We start from the raw sequence: 16,374 nt of genomic DNA, 5'->3' as shown, positions 1-16,374 counted from the left end.
CCGCGATCAATATCAGCAACGCCGCAGGAACTGTGGTGTCAGGACGTGGAGACCTCGGGGCTGCCCGGTCTGTGAAGCGTCAACCCCCGCGCGCCGCTTGACCGTGACGCGACGGGAGAGTCTCCGGCCTTCAGGCCGGGGAGGAGTTCAAGTGATCGCCTTTCCCGGCGATCCGCTGCGCCGGCCGAGCGCTTTCGCGCTGGACGAGTTCCACGGCGTGGCCGGGATCCGCTGGAGGTCCTGGGGGGAGGCCAAGGCCGTGGGAACCGGCGGCCTCAGTGGCATGTGGTGCCTGCCCGCCTGCCAGGAGAAGCCGTACCCTGCCACGATCACGCTCAGCGGCCTCACCTGGCGCGAGCGGGTCGGGTACTACACCCGTTTCACGGTGTGGGCGCAAGGGCTACCCGCGGACAAAGCCGGGGAACTGACCGACCGGCCCCTTCCGCTACCGGAGTCCTAAATCATGACCGATGTGCCGCACGCGGGGGCGGCGTCGGCCTCGGACTGACCATCGCCGCGGGCCAGGCCCGCGTCCTTGGTGCGGATCTCGCCTTCGGCAACGCCCCGGACGGCGGCGCACTGGTACGGCTCGACCTGCGCCGGGGCGCGCGACGGGAGCCGAGCTGAGCGTGTGCCGGAAGGGGCGCCCCGGTCGGTCTCAGGGGCGGCTGCGGCGGAGCCGGGCGTACGCGGCGAGACCGAGCACGGGCCACAGGAGCGACCACGCGGCCACCGCGGGGAAGTGGGCGAGCAGCTCTCCGTGGTGCGCCTCGCGCATCCACGTCATGACGGGGACCGTGAGCCAGGGCTGCCCGGACAGGCTGAGCAGCAGCACCGCGAGATAGCCGAGGAGCAGGGTCAGGGTCGAGGCCGCCGGCGAGCCGAGGATGGGGCGGCTGGTCAGCGCGCCCAGCGTGGTGCCCGCCAGGATGGCGAGCAGGTGCAGCCCGACGCCCGCCAGCACGGCGGCGACCTCCGGTCGGTCCGACAGCCGCGAGGCGAGCGCGGCGAACGAGATCGCCGCCAGTCCGGCGTTGAAGATCCACGCCGCGACGATCCCGGCGACGGCCTCCCGGCGGCCGACGGCCGTGATGGAGATCATCCGCTGCTCGTCCGGCTCGCTGTCAAGGAGGCCGCGGGCCGCCCAGGCGAAGACCGGGATCAGGATGGCGGCGGAGTCGGCCATGGCCCCCAGCTCGGCGCCGGCGGGTATCCGGGCCCCGTGCAGGATCGCCAGCAGGATCAGCAGGCCGATGAGCGGCTGGAACGCCCGATGGGATCTGACGTATGCGGCGATCCTGAACCGTGTCAGGGCGATCACTTCGCCACCTCCGCCTCGGACACGCGTACCGTGTGACCTTCGCCGCGCAGGCGGTCCGCCAGCTCACGGGCCCGCGAGACCGCCACCGTGACCTCCAGGAGCGTCACGGCCTCTGCCTCCCCGGGGTCGGCGGTTCCCGGATCGTCCGGTCCCGCGGTCTCGTCCGCGCCCTTGCCTTTGCCCTCGTCCACGCCCTCGTCCACGCGGCCGAGGTCGCGTGCCGTGGTCCCGCCCACCTCGACGCGGCGCAGCCCGGGAATCCCGCGCAGGTCTCCTTGATGGTCGCTGACGACCACCATGCCTCCGCGTTCCGCCACCTCACCGATGATCACGGGCAGCTCCGCGCGCGTCGCGGCGTCCAGACCGGCGAAGGGCTCGTCGAGGATCAGCAATCCCGGGCCGCAGAGGAGCGCCTGGACCAGGCCCACCTTGTGCGCGCTGCCCTTGGACAGGTCGGGCAGCCGGTGGCCGAGAAGATGCTCCATGCCGAGCCGCCCGGCCCAGGTCTCCACCTCCCGCGGGTCGGCACGGCGGATGTCCGCCATGCGCCGCAGGTAGCCCGCCACCGTGAACGGCTGCTCCGCGGGGAAGCGCTCCGGCGCGTACCCCACCACGGGCGGGCGCCCGGAGATCGTGCCGTCGACGGGAGTCAGCAGCCCGGCCAGCAACCGCAGGAGGGTGGACTTGCCCGCGCCGTTCCGTCCCACGATCTCGGTCACGTCTCCAGGAGCGAAGGTCAGCTCCACGTCGGACAGCACCCACGGATCCCGGCGCCGGTATCGGAAGGACATGTTCGAGACGCGCATAGGCTCCGCAGCCTATCCCGGCTCGCGCGGCCGGATGTTCTGGAGCGGAGGGCGTAGGACGTCCACATCTGCGGGGAAGTGCGGCAGTTCGCCGTGATGTGACCATGTGGTACGGCTATATAGCACCATAGGGCGCATGCTTCACAGACGATCCCCCCTCGCCGCCATCGCGGCGGCCGCCGGCCTGGCCCTGATCGCCCCCACCGCCGCCCACGCGGACACCTTCACCCCCGGCTCGGCCGGGCTCGGCGACCCGTACTTCCCGCACGCGGGCAACGGCGGCTACGACGTGGCGCACTACGATCTCGCGTTGCGGTTCGACCCGAAGAGCCGCCATCTGAGCGCCACGGCCACGATCACCGCGACCGCCACGCAGGGCCTGTCCCGGTTCAACCTGGACTACTCGGGGCCCAAGATCAAGAAGGTCGAGGTGAACGGCAAGAAGGCCGCGTACAAGCGCAAGGGCCAGGAGCTCGTGGTGACCCCGGCGAGCGGGCTGCCCTCGGGCGAGGAGTTCACCGTCAAGGTGTCCTACGCCGGCAAGCCGCGGGCGATCAACGACCCGTCCCTCGGCAAGGAGGGCTGGATCAACACCAAGGACGGCGCCGTCGTCCTCTCCGAGCCGGACGGGGCGCGGAGCTGGTTCCCGGCGAACGACAACCCGGCGGACAAGGCGACGTACACGTTCACCGTCTCCACTCCGGTGGGCCTGACCGTCCTCGCGAACGGCGAGCCCACGAACCCCGGCATCTCGTCCGTGCGCAACGGCTGGACCACGGTGAAGTGGGAGATGAAGGAGCCCATGGCCACCTACCTCGCGACGGTGGCGATCGGGAAGTTCAGGGTCACCGAGGGCACCGTGAACGGCGTGCTGAACCTCACGGCCTACGACCCCTCCGTGGCGAAGACGTCGAAGTACCTGCACCGGACCACCGCCAAGGTCGTCGGGTGGGGCAGCAAGGTCTTCGGAAACTACCCCTTCTCCTCCACCGGCGGCATCGGCGACAAGATCGGCGTCCAGTACGCGCTGGAGACCCAGGGACGGCCGGTCTACGACGGCGGCCCGACGAACGACCTGGAGATCGTGCACGAGCTGGCCCACCAGTGGTTCGGCAACAGCGTCGGGCTGCGCAGCTGGAAGGACATCTGGCTGAACGAGGGCTTCGCCACCTACGCCGAGTGGCTGTACGAGGAGCAGCACGGCGGCCCCTCGGCGGAGAAGACGTTCGCCGGCCTCTACAAGAACAAGAAGGACTTCTGGAAGATCAAGACCGGCGACCCGGGCATGAAGAACATGTTCGACTGGGACGCCGTCTACCAGCGCGGGGCGATGACGCTGCACGCGCTGCGCAAGAAGATCGGCGACGAGACGTTCTTCTCGCTGCTGAAGACCTGGACGGAGCGCAACCGCCACGCGACGGCCATCACCCGGGACTTCATCGACCTCGCCGAGGAGCTCTCCGGCCAGGAGCTCGACCCCCTGTTCGACGCCTGGCTGTACCAGTCGAAGAAGCCCGCGCTCTGACGACGGCCCTGAGACGACGGCCCTGAGACGACGGCCCTGAGACGACGGCCCTGAGACGACGGCCCTGAGACGACGGCCCTGTGACGGGGCCATGTGACGGCGGCGGTCACGGGACCCGGCCGAGCTGCTGTGCGGCGCGCATGGCCAGCCACACCTCCGCGAAGTCGCCGGTCGCGGTCAGATCGCGACCGGTCAGCGCGCTGAAGCGGCGCAGCCGGTACGACAGCGTGTTGGGGTGGATGTGCAACGCCCGCGCGGCGTCGTCGGTGCGGCGGTCCCGCTCCATCCACGTCTGTACCGAGGTGATCAGCTCGGACCCGTGGGTGGCATCGTACCGAAGGGCGTTGCCGAGCACGTGCTCCACCAGGCCGGCCAGCACGCCCGGGTCCTCGGGCAGCCACCGGCCGGTCGAGTCGTCGCCGTACGACACCAGGGGCTGGCCGGACTCGGCGGCCCGTGCGGCGGCCCACTGTGCCTCCCGCTGGGCGACCTTGAGCGAGGAGCCGGGCGGGAGGGGGCGGCTCGCGCCGGCCGCGATCCCGGGGATCTCGCGCAGCGGCGTCGCGTCGTGGGTGAGCACGTAGAGGTCCGGGTGGTGGCCGAGCATCAGGTGCGGATGCTCGTCGAGCGCCTGGACGACCGCGTCCTCGTCGGTGTTCCTGACCACCACGAGCACGACGTCCAGGTCGGGTGACATCCCCATCCGGGTCAGCCTGCGCCGCGCGGTCGCCGGGTCGAGCACGTCCTGCAGCAGCTCGGCCAGGGTCTCCGCGCCTTGGCGTCGCAGGGTCTCGCGTTCGTGCCGGACCATGGCGACCTGCAGCGCGGCGACCGTGGCGATGTGCTGCACGACGGCCAACCCGGCGGGCCGGGCGCCTTCGCGCTCGAACGCCACCAGGAAGCCGGCCGGGCCGCCGGGGGCGTTCACAGGGACCGCGAAGCCGCCGGGGATCGTCGGCGGGGCGTCCACGGACGGCGGCAGCGACGCGATGTCAGGCGGGACGGGCACGCCGGGCAGCAGCGGCCTGCCCTGAGGGGTGCTCAGGTAGACGTCGTACCCCGACAGCCGCTCCAGCCGCTTGAAGAGCTGGGCCGCGTCGAGCTGTTCCGCGGCCAGCCAGCGCAGCGCGCCGAACACCTGCAGCTGCGCGCCGAGCCGCTGCCGCGCGTCCTCCTGCACCGCCGCGGCGACCTCCTGGGCGACGGCGATGAACGGCACGGCCAGCGGCACCTCCAGGATCGGGAAGCCGCGCTCCTCGGCCGCGTCGAGGAAGGCGGGGTGCAGCGGCGGCATGTGCAGCCCGGCGCTGAGCGCGAGGGCGGCCACACCCGCGTCATCGAGCCGGTAGAGGTACGCCCGCTGCTTGGCAGCTCCGCGGGGGACGCCGATGCCGGTCGTCATGATCACTTCCGCGCCGAGCAGCCACGGCGTGGGGTCCTCCAGCTCGCTCACGTGCGCCCACGAGACCGACCGCCCGAGACCGCGCTCGCCGGCCAGGACCCGGAGCTGCAGTGCGGGGAACCGGACCAGATCCTCCACCGTCAGCTTGTTCTCGCCCACAATCCCACGCTAGTTCTCCGTGGCCGTGCCGGAGGCCGGGCCCCCGCGCGCACCCATCGGGAGCCGGTCGTACGGGGGCCCGGGAGCCACGCCCGAGGCACCGACAAAATGCAAAATCGCGCGTCATATTGTCAGTGAAATCGCGTATACCGCCCTCCGGGAGCACGAAAGGGCGCCGGGGAATGGCATTTTTCGGGGAGTAAATGGCGACCCGATGATCAGGTGGCGGACGATCGCCCGTCATCATGTCGCCGATCATCTCCTTGAAATGAGTAGTTCCGTGTCGAACATCGATCTTTTCTCCTATGGCGTCATGACGCCCGCTCTGGCGTTCGTGATGTCCGTGCTCGGCTCGTTGATCGGCCTTCTGATGGCGGCGCGAGCCCGGTCCGTGGGGAGCGTGTCCCGGCTGTGGTGGCTCGCCGGCGCGGCGTTCGCCATCGGCGGGACCGGTGTCTGGGTGATGCACTTCGTCGCGATGCTGGGTGTCAAGGTCACGGGCACCCCGATCCGCTATGACGTGGGCCTGACGATCCTGTCCGCCGGGGTGGCGATCCTGGCGGTCGGCGCCGGACTGGCGTCGGTCTTCCTGGGCCGCGGGCCGGCGGCCCTGGTCGGGGGCGGGCTGGTCGCGGGGCTCGGCGTGGCAGGCATGCAGCAGCTCGGCTTCGCGGCCATGAACATGTCGGCGGAGGTGAGCCACAACCCGGTGATCCTCGGGATCTCCGTGCTCATCGCCGTGGCGGCGGCCACCATGGCGCTCCGGTCCGCGCTGCGGGTGCGGGGCGCCCTCGCCACCCTCGGCGCCGCCCTGGTCGTGGGCCTCGCGCTGACCGTCATGCATTACGTCGGCATGTTCTCGATGAGCGTCGAGCCCCTGGAGAACCGCGTCCCCCTGACCGGGGCGCAGGTCGACTTCCTGCTTCCCCTGATGGTCGGGGTCGGCCTGCTCACGATCGGCCTGCTCCTGGCGGTGTTCCTCTCGCCGTCGTCCCACGAGCTGCGCGAGGAGGCGGAGCTCGAGGCGATGATCGAGTCCCGGCGGTCGCGCAACTCCGACTGGCTCAACTGACACCGCTCGATCCCTCTGGCCATCGGGGCGCCAAAGGGATCATTGAGGCAGAAGTTATTACAGTTCGTTCTGTCGAAGAGATGTTCCCGCGGGATTAAGCGGATTGCCGGCCATTGCCTGTCGGGTGCTTTCCCGGTGGCGTTTTCCTGTCGCGTGAGACGGATATGCTGAATCGTTACGCGTGACCGAACCGCACGCGTCGCGAACGAGTTCCGGGCCGGTCGAGGCGGCGCTTTCGCGCGCCGCCTCGCGGTGTCCCTGTGCGGTGTCCCTGTGCGGTGTCCCTGGTCCCGTCCGGCGTCAGGTGCGCGGTGAGGGGACCCCGAGGAGACCTGCACCGGGAGCGGCCTGGCCTTGTTGATGCCCACAACTTTGCGACGGTTTCTCCGTGTCTGCCCCAATTGTGGTTTTGCGTCCGTTTCACGGAGACTTGAGGGATCACTGCCCTGACCGGGAAGTTTGCACCTTGTCACCCGCATAGGAGAAGCCGTGGCCGAGGCACCGCCGATTACCGAGATCGAGACATACGGGGTCGAGCGCATCCCCGACGCCGACCGTACGGCGCGGCCGCTGGACCTGTTCCGGGTGGCCTTCGGCGGCGCGAACACCTTCGCCACGTGCGTGCTCGGCTCGTTCCCCATCCTGTTCGGCCTGTCGTTCTGGCAGGGCCTCGCGGCGACGCTGCTGGGCCTCCTCGTGGGCGCGCTGCTCCTCGCGCCGCTCTCGGTCTTCGGCCCGACGAACGGCACGAACAACGCGGTCTCGTCCTCGGCGCATCTCGGCGTGCACGGGCGGGTCGTCGGCTCCTTCCTGTCGCTGCTCACCGCCATCGCGTTCTTCTCGATCTCGGTGTGGTCCTCCGGTGACGCGCTCGTCGGCGGAGCCTCCCGGCTCGCCGGGCTGCCGGAGAACGACCTGACCTACGCCATCGCCTACGGCATCTTCGCGGCGCTCGTGCTCACGGTCTGCGTGTTCGGCTTCCGCTTCATGCTCTTCATCAACAAGATCGCGGTGGCGGCGGCCTCGGCGCTGTTCACCCTCGGCGTCATCGCGTTCGCCGGCGACTTCGACCCGTCGTACCCGGGGACGTTCGCCTCCATGTCGGACCCGATGTTCTGGCCGTCGTTCATCGGCGCGACCCTGATCGTGCTGTCCAACCCCGTGTCGTTCGGCGCGTTCCTGGGGGACTGGTCCCGGTACATCCCCGCCTCGACACCGCGCAAGCACGTGATCACCGCCGCGTTCCTCAGCCAGATCGCGACCATCCTGCCCTTCTTCTTCGGCCTGTCCACCGCCTCGATCATCGCCACGAAGGCCGCGCCGTACCTGGACCCGGCGGCTCCGAACTACGTCGGCGGCCTGCTCGCGATCGCGCCCACCTGGTACTTCCTGCCGGTGTGCCTCCTCGCCCTGATCGGCGGCATGTCCACCGGCACCACCTCGCTGTACGGCACCGGCCTGGACTTCGCCAGCGTTTTCCCCCGGTTCAGCCGGGTGAAGGCGACCGTGTTCATCGGCACGCTGTCCATCGCCTTCATCTTCATCGGCCGGTTCGCCGCGAACCTGACCACCAGCATCTCGACGTTCGCCACGCTCATCATCACCTGCACCGCGCCCTGGATGGTGATCATGATCCTGGGCTACGTCACCCGGCGCGGCTGGTACGACCCGGACGCGCTGCAGGTCTTCAACCGGCGGCAGAGCGGCGGCCGCTACTGGTTCACGCACGGCTGGAACTGGCGGGGCATGTCCGCGTGGCTCGCCTCGGCGCTCACGGCCGTCATGTTCACCAACATCCCCGGCCAGTTCGTCGGGCCGTTCGGCGATCTCGCGGGCGGCGTCGACATCTCGCTGCCGCTCGGCCTTACGCTCGCCGCGCTCCTCTACCTCGGCCTGCTGTTCGTCTTCCCCGAGCCGCGCGCGGTGTACGGCCCGGCCGGACCGCGCCTGGTGCGCGCCGCCGAGACCCCGGTGCCACCTATCGTGGACGCCGGCAAGGTCCTCGCGGAGGCATAGGCCGTGCCCGGCGCGCCCGTGCGCGCGGTGGCGCGGGTGAGACCGCACGACACCCGCTTGAACCCGTCTGTAGGAAAGGACTGACACTGATGACCGAGCCTCGGGGGCCTGTCGACTCCTCCCGCGTCCCGCGCTTCGCCGGCCCGGCGACCTTCGCCCGGCTGCCCCGCCTGGATGAGGTGGGACGCGCCGACGTGGCGGTCGTGGGCGTGCCGTTCGACACCGGCGTCTCGTACCGTCCGGGAGCGCGGTTCGGCCCCTCGGCCGTCCGCGAGGCCAGCCGCCTGCTGCGGCCCTACCACCCGGGCCTGGACGTCTCGCCGTTCGCGACCCAGCAGGTCGCCGACGCCGGCGACATCGCCTGCAACCCCTTCAACATCAACGAGGCCGTCGAGACCATCGAGGAGGCCGCCTCCGGGCTGGCCGCCGACGGGACCCGGCTGGTCACGATCGGCGGTGACCACACCATCGCGCTGCCGCTGCTGCGTGCGGCGGCCAAGATCCACGGGCCGGTCGCGCTGCTGCACTTCGACGCGCACCTGGACACCTGGGACACCTACTTCGGCGCCGAGTACACTCACGGCACGCCGTTCCGCCGCGCGGTGGAGGAGGGCATCCTGGACACCGAGGCGCTCAGCCACGTCGGCACCCGCGGCCCGCTGTACGCCAAGAAGGACCTCGACGACGACCGGCGGATGGGCTTCGGCGTGGTCACCAGCGCCGACGTCATGCGGCGCGGTGTGGACGAGGTCGTGGACGCGCTGCGGCAGCGGATCGGGGACCGGCCGCTCTACCTGTCCATCGACATCGACGTGCTCGACCCGGCGCACGCGCCCGGCACGGGGACGCCGGAGGCGGGCGGCCTGACCAGCAGGGAGCTGCTGGAGATCCTGCGCGGTCTGGCGGGGAGCAATCTGATCGGCGCGGACGTGGTCGAGGTCGCCCCGGCCTACGACCATGCCGAGATCACGTCGGTCGCGGCCTCGCACGTCGCGTACGACCTGGTCAGCCTTCTCGCCCTCAACGAGACGTCCTGATCGAGTGACGGCGTCAGGCGCGGTAGACGTCCGACCGGTGATCGATGCGGACGACGAGGACGAGTCCCTTGTCCTCGTCCACCGAGTAGACGACCCGGTACGCTCCGCGCCTGGCGGAGAGAAGCCCCGCGAGCTTTCCACGTAGCGGTTTTCCCAAGCGGTACGGATCGTCGAGCAGCGGTCCCGAGAGGAACTCCGCCACGGCGGCGGCCGCGGAGAGGCTCAAGCCGTTCGGCGGCCCGGTTTCCAGTTTCCGGGCCGCCGACGCGGCGAGGCGTATCTCGTATCGGGCCTCGTCAGCGGATGTCATCTCTCCGTTTCCCTGCGGCGGGCGATGATGTCCGCGATGCCCGCGGCGTCGACCGCGTCTCCCCGGGAGATCTCCTCCTGGGCGGCGCGGATTTCGGCCAGGGCGCCGGGGGTGCTGAGGATGTCGAGAGTCTCTTCCAGCGCGTCGAGGTCCTCGGCCGAGATGAGAACCGCCGACGGACGGCCGTGACGGGTGATGGTGACGCGGTCATGCGTGCGCTCGACCTGATCGACCAGTGCCGACAGTGCGTCGCGCGCCTCGCCGAGAGGCAGTGTCGTCATGCGCTCAGCCTAGCCAGAACTCTCGCCAAATTCAGGCCGACTGACGCGGTTATCTGGTGCCCCAGGTGTACGTCTGCTTGTGCAGCTTGAGGTAGACGAACGTCTCGGTCGCCCGCACGGCGGGGATCGCTCGTATCTTGCCGAGGATCTCCAGCAGGTGGCTGTCGCCCTCGCAGACCACCTCGACCATGATGTCGACGGATCCCGCCGTCAGCACGACATAGTTGATCTCGTCTATGGCGGAGAGCTCCTGGGCGATCATGTCGAGGTCGCCCTCGCACTTGATGCCGATCATCGCCTGGCGGGGGAAGCCCAGCGTCAGCGGATCGGTGACCGCGACGATCTGCATGACGCCCTGATCGAGGAGGCGCTGCACGCGTTGCCGTACGGCCGCCTCCGACAACCCCACCGCCTTGCCGATGGCGGCGTACGGCTTGCGGCCGTCCATCTGGAGCTGTTCGACGATCTGCTTGGAGATGTCGTCGAGCACCACAGGACCGGATTTGCCAGTCGCGCGTACCTTGGGTGGAGTCGTCATCCCGGGGGAGTTCCTCTCTAGGAGGGGTCAGGCCAGGCTCTGGCGCCCCGTGTTACGAGGCGGTTCCTGACATGTTGCCTTCCTGGTGTTACATGCTGTCAGTTCCGTCGCTTGTGTCAAGCGATTTCGTAGCGGTTTGGTATCTTCGCCACGAAATCCCTTGTTATGACCAATTTATTCTGTCAGAGTCGCCGACAACCAGCACACCTCCAGGAGGTCAAAGGTGACCACCCGTCTGCAGAACTTCATCAACGGGAAGTTCGTCGACGCCGTGAGCGGTCGTTTTTCCGATGTGATCGATCCCACCACGGGAGAGGTCTACACGCAGGCCCCCATCTCGGGCCAGGAAGACGTGGACGCGGCCTACGCCGCCGCCACCGCCGCTTTCGAGACGTGGGGCCAGACGACGCCGGCGGAGCGCTCCGCCCTGCTGCTGAAGATCGCTGACGCGATCGAGGCGCGGGCGGACGAGATCAACGAGGCCGAGTGCCGCAACACCGGCAAGCCGCGCGCCCGGATGGCCGAGGACGAGACGCCGGTCGCCGCGGACCACTTCCGCTTCTTCGCCGGTGCCGCCCGGACGCTCGAGGGGCCCACCGCCGGTGAGTTCCTCGCCGACCACACCTCTATGATCCGGCACGAGCCGATCGGTGTCATCGGTCAGGTCACCCCGTGGAACTACCCCATGATGATGGCGGTCTGGAAGATCGCGCCGGCGCTGGCCGCGGGTAACACCATCGTCCTCAAGCCGTCGGACACCACTCCGGTCTCCACGGTGAAGCTCGCCGAGATCATCGGTGACATCCTCCCCGCCGGCGTCTTCAACGTCGTCACCGGCGACCGGGAGACCGGCAGCCTCGTGGTGAGCCACCCCGACGCGTCGATGGTCGCGATCACCGGTTCGGTCGGCGCGGGCATGGCGGTCGCCAGGTCGGCGGCCGACGACCTCAAGCGTGTCCACCTGGAGCTCGGCGGCAAGGCCCCGGTCGTGGTGTTCGAGGACGTCAAGGACATCAAGGCCGTCGCGGAGGCGATCGCCGGAGCCGGCCTCTACAACGCGGGCCAGGACTGCACCGCCGCCTGCCGCGTGCTGGTTCAGGAGAGCATCCACGACGAGTTCGCCGCCGCGCTGGCCGAGGCCGCCGCGGCCACCCGGCTGGGCGGCCACGACGACGAGGAGGCCTACTTCGGCCCCCTCAACAACGCGAACCAGCTCGAGCGCGTCTCGTCGTTCTTCGAACGGCTGCCGGAGCACGTCACCGTGCTCACCGGCGGTCACCGTGTCGGCGAGAAGGGCTACTTCTTCGCGCCGACCGTCGTAGACGGCCTCCAGCAGGACGACGAGATGGTGCAGAACGAGGTCTTCGGCCCCGTCATGACCATCCAGACGTTCAGCGACGAGGCGGACGCCCTGGCCAAGGCCAACGGCGTCAAGTACGGCCTGTCGGGTTCGGTGTGGACCGCCGATCACGGCCGGGCGATGCGCATGTCCAAGCGCCTCGACTTCGGCGTGGTCTGGGTCAACACCCACATCCCGTTCGTGTCGGAGATGCCGCACGGCGGCTTCAAGCACTCCGGCTACGGCAAGGACCTTTCGGTCTTCGGGCTGCATGACTACACGCGCGTCAAGCACGTGATGCACTACATCGGCGAATAGGCCGCTCGGCGTAGCCGTACGGCCTCCTGAAAGAGGGATATGCCTGGAATGACAGAGATCCAGGCGGGTGTGGGGGCAGCCGACACGGCTGCCCCCGGCCAGGTGCCCGCCATTGAGCTCGACGAGGTCGTGAAGGAGTACGTCTCACACGGCGAGGTCGTACAGGCCGTCAAGGGCGTCAGCATGACCATCGATGAGGGGGAGTTCTTCTCCCTCCTCGGCCCCTCGGGGTGTGGCAAGACCACCTCGATGCGCATGATCGCGGGCTTCGAGGAGCCCACGCGGGGCGTCGTCCGGCTCCACGGGCAGGACGTCACGAACGTTCCCCCGAACAAGCGCGACGTCAACATGGTGTTCCAGTCCTACGCGCTCTTCCCCCATATGAGCGTATGGGACAACGTGGCGTTCGGGCTGAAGCGCAAGAAGGTGCCGGACGCCGAGGTCAGGCGCCGCGTCGGCGAGATGCTGGAGATCGTCGACCTGGTCGGCCGGGAGAAGCGGCGTCCCCGCGAGATGTCCGGCGGCCAGCAGCAGCGCGTCGCGCTCGCCCGCGCGCTGGTCAACCGGCCGCGCGCGCTCCTTCTGGACGAGCCCCTGGGCGCGCTCGACCTCAAGCTCCGCCAGCACATGCAGATCGAGCTCAAGCGCATCCAGCGCGAGGTCGGCATCACGTTCGTCTACGTGACGCACGACCAGAGCGAGGCGCTCACGATGAGCGACCGCATCGCCGTCATGAACGACGGTCTCGTCGAACAGCTCGCCGGCCCCCGGGAGATCTACGAGCGGCCCGCGACCAAGTTCGTCGCGGGGTTCATCGGGACGTCCAACCTGCTCAGCGGTGTCGTGAGCTCGGTGAACGGCTCCTGCGCCGTGCTCGCGCTCGGCCCCGCCGACCGTGTCGTCGTGCCGATCAAGGGTTCTGCGGCCGAGGGGGACACGGTCGAGCTGACCGTACGCCCGGAGAAGATCATCATCTCCACCGAAAAGCCGGACGGCGACCTTAGCATGGTGGAAGGAACGGTCTCCGAGGTGGTCTACCTCGGCACCTCCAACAGCTACGCGGTCGCCCTCGCGGGCGGCACCGAGATCACCGTCTTCCAGCAGAACGCGCACGACAGCACCACCACGGCCGAGCGAGGCGACACGGTCTGGCTGTCCTGGCAGCCGCAGCACTCTTACGCGCTGCAGTAACACCTCTCGAATCGGGAGCAGAACCCCATGAGTAACCCCTCAATGCAGGATCCCTCGTTCCTCCGTGGTGTCACCCAACGCCGTCTCGGCCGTCGCGACGCCTTCCGCGTGGCCGGCCTCTCCGCCGCCGGACTCGCTCTCGCCGCCTGCGGGGTGAAGGGGACGGGCGTGGCCCGGCCGACCACGTCCGCCGAGGCGCGGTCCGAGGTGGAGAAGTACTGGGCCGACAAGGTGAGGAACGGCCACATCGACTTCGCGAACTGGCCGCTCTACATGGATCCGGGGCATCCGGAGCTGAAGACGTTCACCGAGCAGACCGGGATCACGGTGACCTACAAGGAGGTCATCCAGGAGACCACGAGCTGGTTCGCCAAGATCCAGCCGCAGCTCGCGGCCGGGCAGTCCATCGACTATGACCTGATGGTCGTCACCAACAGCATCCAGCTCACCCAGCTGATCAAGCTGGGATATCTGGTTCCGCTCGACCACGAGAAGCTGCCGAACTTCACCAAGAACGTCGGCGAGCGGTACAAGAACGAGTCGTTCGACCCCGGCAACGTCTACACCGTGCCGTGGGCCTCGGGCATGACCGGCATCGCCTACAACCCCAAGTACATCGACACCCCGCCGACCAGCTACGCCGCGCTGTGGGACCCGAAGTACAAGGGCAAGGTCGGCATGATGGCCGACTCCCAGGAGATCGCCAACTTCGGCATGTTCCTGCTCGGCATCGACCCGGAGAAGTCCACCCCGGCCGACTGGGAAAAGGCGGCGGCCAAGCTCAGGGAGCAGCGCGACTCCGGAATCGTCCGGAAGTATTACGACCAGTCGTACATCGACCCGCTGGCCAAGGGCGACATCTGGCTCTGCCAGGCATGGTCGGGTGACGTCTTCCAGAAGAACCTCTCCGACGGCACGGACCTGAAGTTCGTGATCCCCGAGGAGGGCGCCACGCTCTGGACCGACAACTTCATGATCCCGAAGACGGCCGCCAACCCGGTCGACGCGATCACCCTCATCGACTTCTTCTACGAGCCGACCATGGCGGCCAGCCTGGCGGAGTACATCAACTACGTCACGCCGGTTCCCGCGGCCAAGGACGTCATCCTTGACAAGGCGGCCAAGGCGTCCGGGAACGACAAGAAGACGCTCGACATGATCGCGAACAGCCCGCTGGTGTTCCCGAGCCCCGAGGCGTACGCCAAGCTGCGCACCTATCGGACCCTCGCGGACGCCACCGAGCAGAAGCAGTTCGAAAGCGTCTTCCAGCCGATTACGACGTCATGAGGAAGCTGAGGGCGGCGCTGACGCCGTATGCGCTGATCTTCCCCGGCAGTGTCTGGCTCGCGATCTTCTTCGTGGTCCCGACCGTCGTGATGCTTTCGCTGTCGCTGCAGTCCGGAAACGTGTCCGACGGGTTCGTCTTCACCTGGAACTGGCAGTCGTACATCGATGGGTTGACGAACTACCACGACCAGATCGTCCGCTCGCTGGTCTACGGCCTGGCCGCGACCCTGATCCAGATCCTCATCGGCTTCCCGGTGGCGTACTGGATCGCGTTCAAGGGGGGCCGGAACAAGTCGTTCTACCTCTTCCTGGTGCTGCTGCCGTTCCTGGTGTCGTTCGTGCTGCGGACGATCTCCTGGCAGTTCCTGCTGTCCGACAACGGCATGCTGCTGGGCCCGCTGAAGAACATCGGCCTGCTGCCGGAGGACTTCCGCATCCTGGCCACGCCGTACGCGGTGATCGGCGGCCTGGCGTACAACTTCCTGCCGTTCATGATCCTGCCGATGTACGTGGCGCTGGAGCGGATCGACCCCCGGGTGCTGGAGGCGGCGCAGGACCTGTACGCCGGCAAGGTCCAGACGTTCGTCCGCGTGGTGCTCCCGCTGTCGCTGCCCGGCGTCTTCGCCGGGGTGCTGATGACGTTCGTCCCGGCCAGCTCGGACTACGTCAACGCCTCCGTGCTCGGCGGAACGAAGACCACGATGATCGGCAACGTCATCCAGAACCAGTACCTCGTCACGCAGGACTACCCGACGGCCGCCGCGCTGTCCTTCACGCTGATGGCGTTGCTGCTCGTCGGGATCTTCTCGTACGCCAAGGCGCTCGGGACCGAGGACGTGCTGGAGGTGGCCGCGCGATGAGCGCCCTCAACAGAGTCTTCCGCGGCCGCGGGCTGCAGATCTACACGTGGCTGGTGATCGCCTGGCTGGTCGTGCCGATCGCGGTGATGATCCTCTTCGGGTTCAACGACACCAAGGGCCGGTACAACACCACGTTCCAGGGCTTCACCCTCAAGTGGTACGGCAAGCTCTTCGAGATCGGCGACCTCACCGAGGCGCTGGTGAACTCGCTGCTCATCGCAGTGCTCACGATGCTGATCGCGGGCGTGCTCGGCTCGCTCATCGGGCTGGCGCTGGGCCGGTACCGGTTCCGCGGGTCCGGGGCGATGAACATCGTCATGTTCGCGGCCATCTCCTGCGCCGAGATCGTGATGGGCGCGTCCCTGCTGTCGCTGTTCGTCACCCTCGCCGTCCCGCTCGGCTTCTGGACGATCGTGATCTCCCACGTGATGTTCTCGATCTCGTTCGTGGCGATCACGGTCCGGGCCCGCGTGATGACGCTGGACGCCTCGCTGGAGGAGGCGGCCCGCGACCTCGGCGCGGGGACCTGGACCACGTTCCGGCTGGTGACGCTGCCCATGATCTTCCCGGGCGTGCTGGCGGGGTCGATGCTGGCGTTCGCGCTGTCCATCGACGACTTCGTCATCACGAACTTCAACGCGGGCGGCACGGTGACGTTCCCGCTGTGGATCTGGGGATCGACCCGGGTGGGCATTCCGCCGCAGGTCAACGTGATGGGCACGTTGATCTTCGCGGCCGGCCTGCTGATCGCACTCGGCAACGTGCTCATCGCGCGCCGCCGGCGCTAGCTCGAACGGAGCCCCCTCGCGGCCCGCGAGGGGGTTCCTCCGTATTCGCACTCAGGGAGAGGTGAGACCGGAGCGAGGGGGATCCCGCGCGCGATCAGCCGTATGAGGGGTCGCGCAACCAACT

16 protein-coding genes are annotated in these 16,374 nt (G+C 68.6%); 10 read left to right on the top strand and 6 right to left on the bottom strand.

Annotation, left to right across the window (positions count from 1 at the left end):
- Positions 1-151: 151 nt before the first annotated feature.
- Positions 152-460 carry a hypothetical protein gene (locus QSK17_RS34435; RefSeq protein ID WP_285710584.1) on the top strand — a complete coding sequence of 103 codons (309 nt, stop codon included), beginning with the start codon at positions 152-154 and terminating at the stop codon, positions 458-460.
- Positions 461-658: 198 nt separating this feature from the next.
- On the opposite strand, the gene QSK17_RS34430 is transcribed toward QSK17_RS34435, so the two are convergent.
- Both QSK17_RS34430 and QSK17_RS34425 read right to left on the bottom strand, forming a co-directional pair.
- The gene (locus tag QSK17_RS34430) at positions 659-1,321 is read right to left on the bottom strand and encodes a hypothetical protein (RefSeq protein WP_285710582.1); all 663 of its coding nucleotides are present in this window, start codon (positions 1,319-1,321) and stop codon (positions 659-661) included.
- Positions 1,318-2,127, bottom strand: coding sequence for an ABC transporter ATP-binding protein (locus QSK17_RS34425; protein ID WP_285710580.1), 810 nt, complete (start codon positions 2,125-2,127; stop codon positions 1,318-1,320). The genes QSK17_RS34430 and QSK17_RS34425 overlap by 4 nt, the downstream gene beginning before the upstream one ends.
- 136 nt (positions 2,128-2,263) lie before the next feature.
- Between QSK17_RS34425 and QSK17_RS34420 the strand changes: the two genes are divergently transcribed.
- Positions 2,264-3,652, top strand: coding sequence for a M1 family metallopeptidase (locus tag QSK17_RS34420; protein WP_285710578.1), 1,389 nt, complete (start codon positions 2,264-2,266; stop codon positions 3,650-3,652).
- Positions 3,653-3,758: 106 nt separating this feature from the next.
- On the opposite strand, the gene QSK17_RS34415 is transcribed toward QSK17_RS34420, so the two are convergent.
- Positions 3,759-5,213 carry a PucR family transcriptional regulator gene (locus QSK17_RS34415; RefSeq protein ID WP_285710575.1) on the bottom strand — a complete coding sequence of 485 codons (1,455 nt, stop codon included), beginning with the start codon at positions 5,211-5,213 and terminating at the stop codon, positions 3,759-3,761.
- 280 nt (positions 5,214-5,493) lie between these two features.
- On the opposite strand from QSK17_RS34415, the gene QSK17_RS34410 reads away from it, so the two are divergent.
- From QSK17_RS34410 to speB, 3 genes are all read left to right on the top strand, one after another.
- A complete protein-coding gene (locus QSK17_RS34410) occupies positions 5,494-6,285 on the top strand; it encodes an MHYT domain-containing protein (protein ID WP_285710574.1) in 792 nt (263 codons plus the stop codon).
- A 489-nt stretch (positions 6,286-6,774) separates the two neighbouring features.
- Positions 6,775-8,301, top strand: a complete 1,527-nt coding sequence (locus QSK17_RS34405) for a purine-cytosine permease family protein (protein WP_285710571.1) — start codon at positions 6,775-6,777, stop codon at positions 8,299-8,301.
- A gap of 89 nt (positions 8,302-8,390) precedes the next feature.
- Entirely contained in the window at positions 8,391-9,338 is a 948-nt protein-coding gene (gene speB, locus QSK17_RS34400; RefSeq protein WP_285710569.1) for an agmatinase, read from the top strand.
- 13 nt (positions 9,339-9,351) lie between these two features.
- On the opposite strand, the gene QSK17_RS34395 is transcribed toward speB, so the two are convergent.
- From QSK17_RS34395 to QSK17_RS34385, 3 genes are read right to left on the bottom strand one after another with little or no spacing between them, the layout of a single operon-like run.
- The gene (locus QSK17_RS34395; RefSeq protein WP_285710567.1) at positions 9,352-9,648 is read right to left on the bottom strand and encodes a type II toxin-antitoxin system RelE family toxin; all 297 of its coding nucleotides are present in this window, start codon (positions 9,646-9,648) and stop codon (positions 9,352-9,354) included.
- Positions 9,645-9,929, bottom strand: coding sequence for a type II toxin-antitoxin system Phd/YefM family antitoxin (locus QSK17_RS34390; RefSeq protein ID WP_285710565.1), 285 nt, complete (start codon positions 9,927-9,929; stop codon positions 9,645-9,647). Before QSK17_RS34390 ends, QSK17_RS34395 begins: the two co-directional genes overlap by 4 nt.
- Positions 9,930-9,978: 49 nt before the next feature.
- Positions 9,979-10,467 carry an Lrp/AsnC family transcriptional regulator gene (locus QSK17_RS34385; protein WP_285710562.1) on the bottom strand — a complete coding sequence of 163 codons (489 nt, stop codon included), beginning with the start codon at positions 10,465-10,467 and terminating at the stop codon, positions 9,979-9,981.
- 223 nt (positions 10,468-10,690) lie between these two features.
- Here QSK17_RS34385 and QSK17_RS34380 point away from each other — a divergent pair, with 223 nt between their 5' ends.
- Genes QSK17_RS34380 through QSK17_RS34360 form a run of 5 tightly spaced genes read left to right on the top strand, consistent with a single transcriptional unit; the run spans position 10,691 to position 16,250 of the window.
- Complete coding sequence (locus QSK17_RS34380) at positions 10,691-12,124, top strand: gamma-aminobutyraldehyde dehydrogenase (RefSeq protein WP_285710559.1); 1,434 nt, start codon at positions 10,691-10,693, stop codon at positions 12,122-12,124.
- A 48-nt stretch (positions 12,125-12,172) separates the two neighbouring features.
- Positions 12,173-13,315, top strand: coding sequence for an ABC transporter ATP-binding protein (locus tag QSK17_RS34375; RefSeq protein WP_285710557.1), 1,143 nt, complete (start codon positions 12,173-12,175; stop codon positions 13,313-13,315).
- A 27-nt stretch (positions 13,316-13,342) separates the two neighbouring features.
- Positions 13,343-14,602: a polyamine ABC transporter substrate-binding protein gene (locus tag QSK17_RS34370; protein WP_285710554.1), complete on the top strand. Its 1,260-nt coding sequence runs from the start codon at positions 13,343-13,345 to the stop codon at positions 14,600-14,602.
- The gene (locus QSK17_RS34365; protein ID WP_285710552.1) at positions 14,599-15,462 is read left to right on the top strand and encodes an ABC transporter permease; all 864 of its coding nucleotides are present in this window, start codon (positions 14,599-14,601) and stop codon (positions 15,460-15,462) included. Before QSK17_RS34370 ends, QSK17_RS34365 begins: the two co-directional genes overlap by 4 nt.
- Positions 15,459-16,250, top strand: a complete 792-nt coding sequence (locus QSK17_RS34360) for an ABC transporter permease (protein ID WP_285710550.1) — start codon at positions 15,459-15,461, stop codon at positions 16,248-16,250. Before QSK17_RS34365 ends, QSK17_RS34360 begins: the two co-directional genes overlap by 4 nt.
- Positions 16,251-16,374: the final 124 nt, after the last annotated feature.

It is taken from the genome of Microtetraspora sp. NBRC 16547, from assembly GCF_030268965.1.
GTDB lineage: Bacteria > Actinomycetota > Actinomycetes > Streptosporangiales > Streptosporangiaceae > Microtetraspora.
The sequence above is the reverse complement of the archived record's forward strand: the minus strand, read 5'-3'. Positions and strand labels throughout refer to the sequence as shown.

Bases quoted from the DNA above. Each gene is read 5' to 3' on its own strand.
- QSK17_RS34425 (WP_285710580.1), bottom strand. From the start codon at position 2,127: ATGCGCGTCTCGAACATGTCCTTCCGATACCGGCGCCGGGATCCGTGG.
- QSK17_RS34420 (WP_285710578.1), top strand. From the start codon at position 2,264: ATGCTTCACAGACGATCCCCCCTCGCCGCCATCGCGGCGGCCGCCGGC.
- speB (WP_285710569.1), top strand. From the start codon at position 8,391: ATGACCGAGCCTCGGGGGCCTGTCGACTCCTCCCGCGTCCCGCGCTTC.
- QSK17_RS34395 (WP_285710567.1), bottom strand. From the start codon at position 9,648: ATGACATCCGCTGACGAGGCCCGATACGAGATACGCCTCGCCGCGTCG.
- QSK17_RS34390 (WP_285710565.1), bottom strand. From the start codon at position 9,929: ATGACGACACTGCCTCTCGGCGAGGCGCGCGACGCACTGTCGGCACTG.
- QSK17_RS34385 (WP_285710562.1), bottom strand. From the start codon at position 10,467: ATGACGACTCCACCCAAGGTACGCGCGACTGGCAAATCCGGTCCTGTG.
- QSK17_RS34375 (WP_285710557.1), top strand. From the start codon at position 12,173: ATGACAGAGATCCAGGCGGGTGTGGGGGCAGCCGACACGGCTGCCCCC.
- QSK17_RS34370 (WP_285710554.1), top strand. From the start codon at position 13,343: ATGAGTAACCCCTCAATGCAGGATCCCTCGTTCCTCCGTGGTGTCACC.
- QSK17_RS34365 (WP_285710552.1), top strand. From the start codon at position 14,599: ATGAGGAAGCTGAGGGCGGCGCTGACGCCGTATGCGCTGATCTTCCCC.
- QSK17_RS34360 (WP_285710550.1), top strand. From the start codon at position 15,459: ATGAGCGCCCTCAACAGAGTCTTCCGCGGCCGCGGGCTGCAGATCTAC.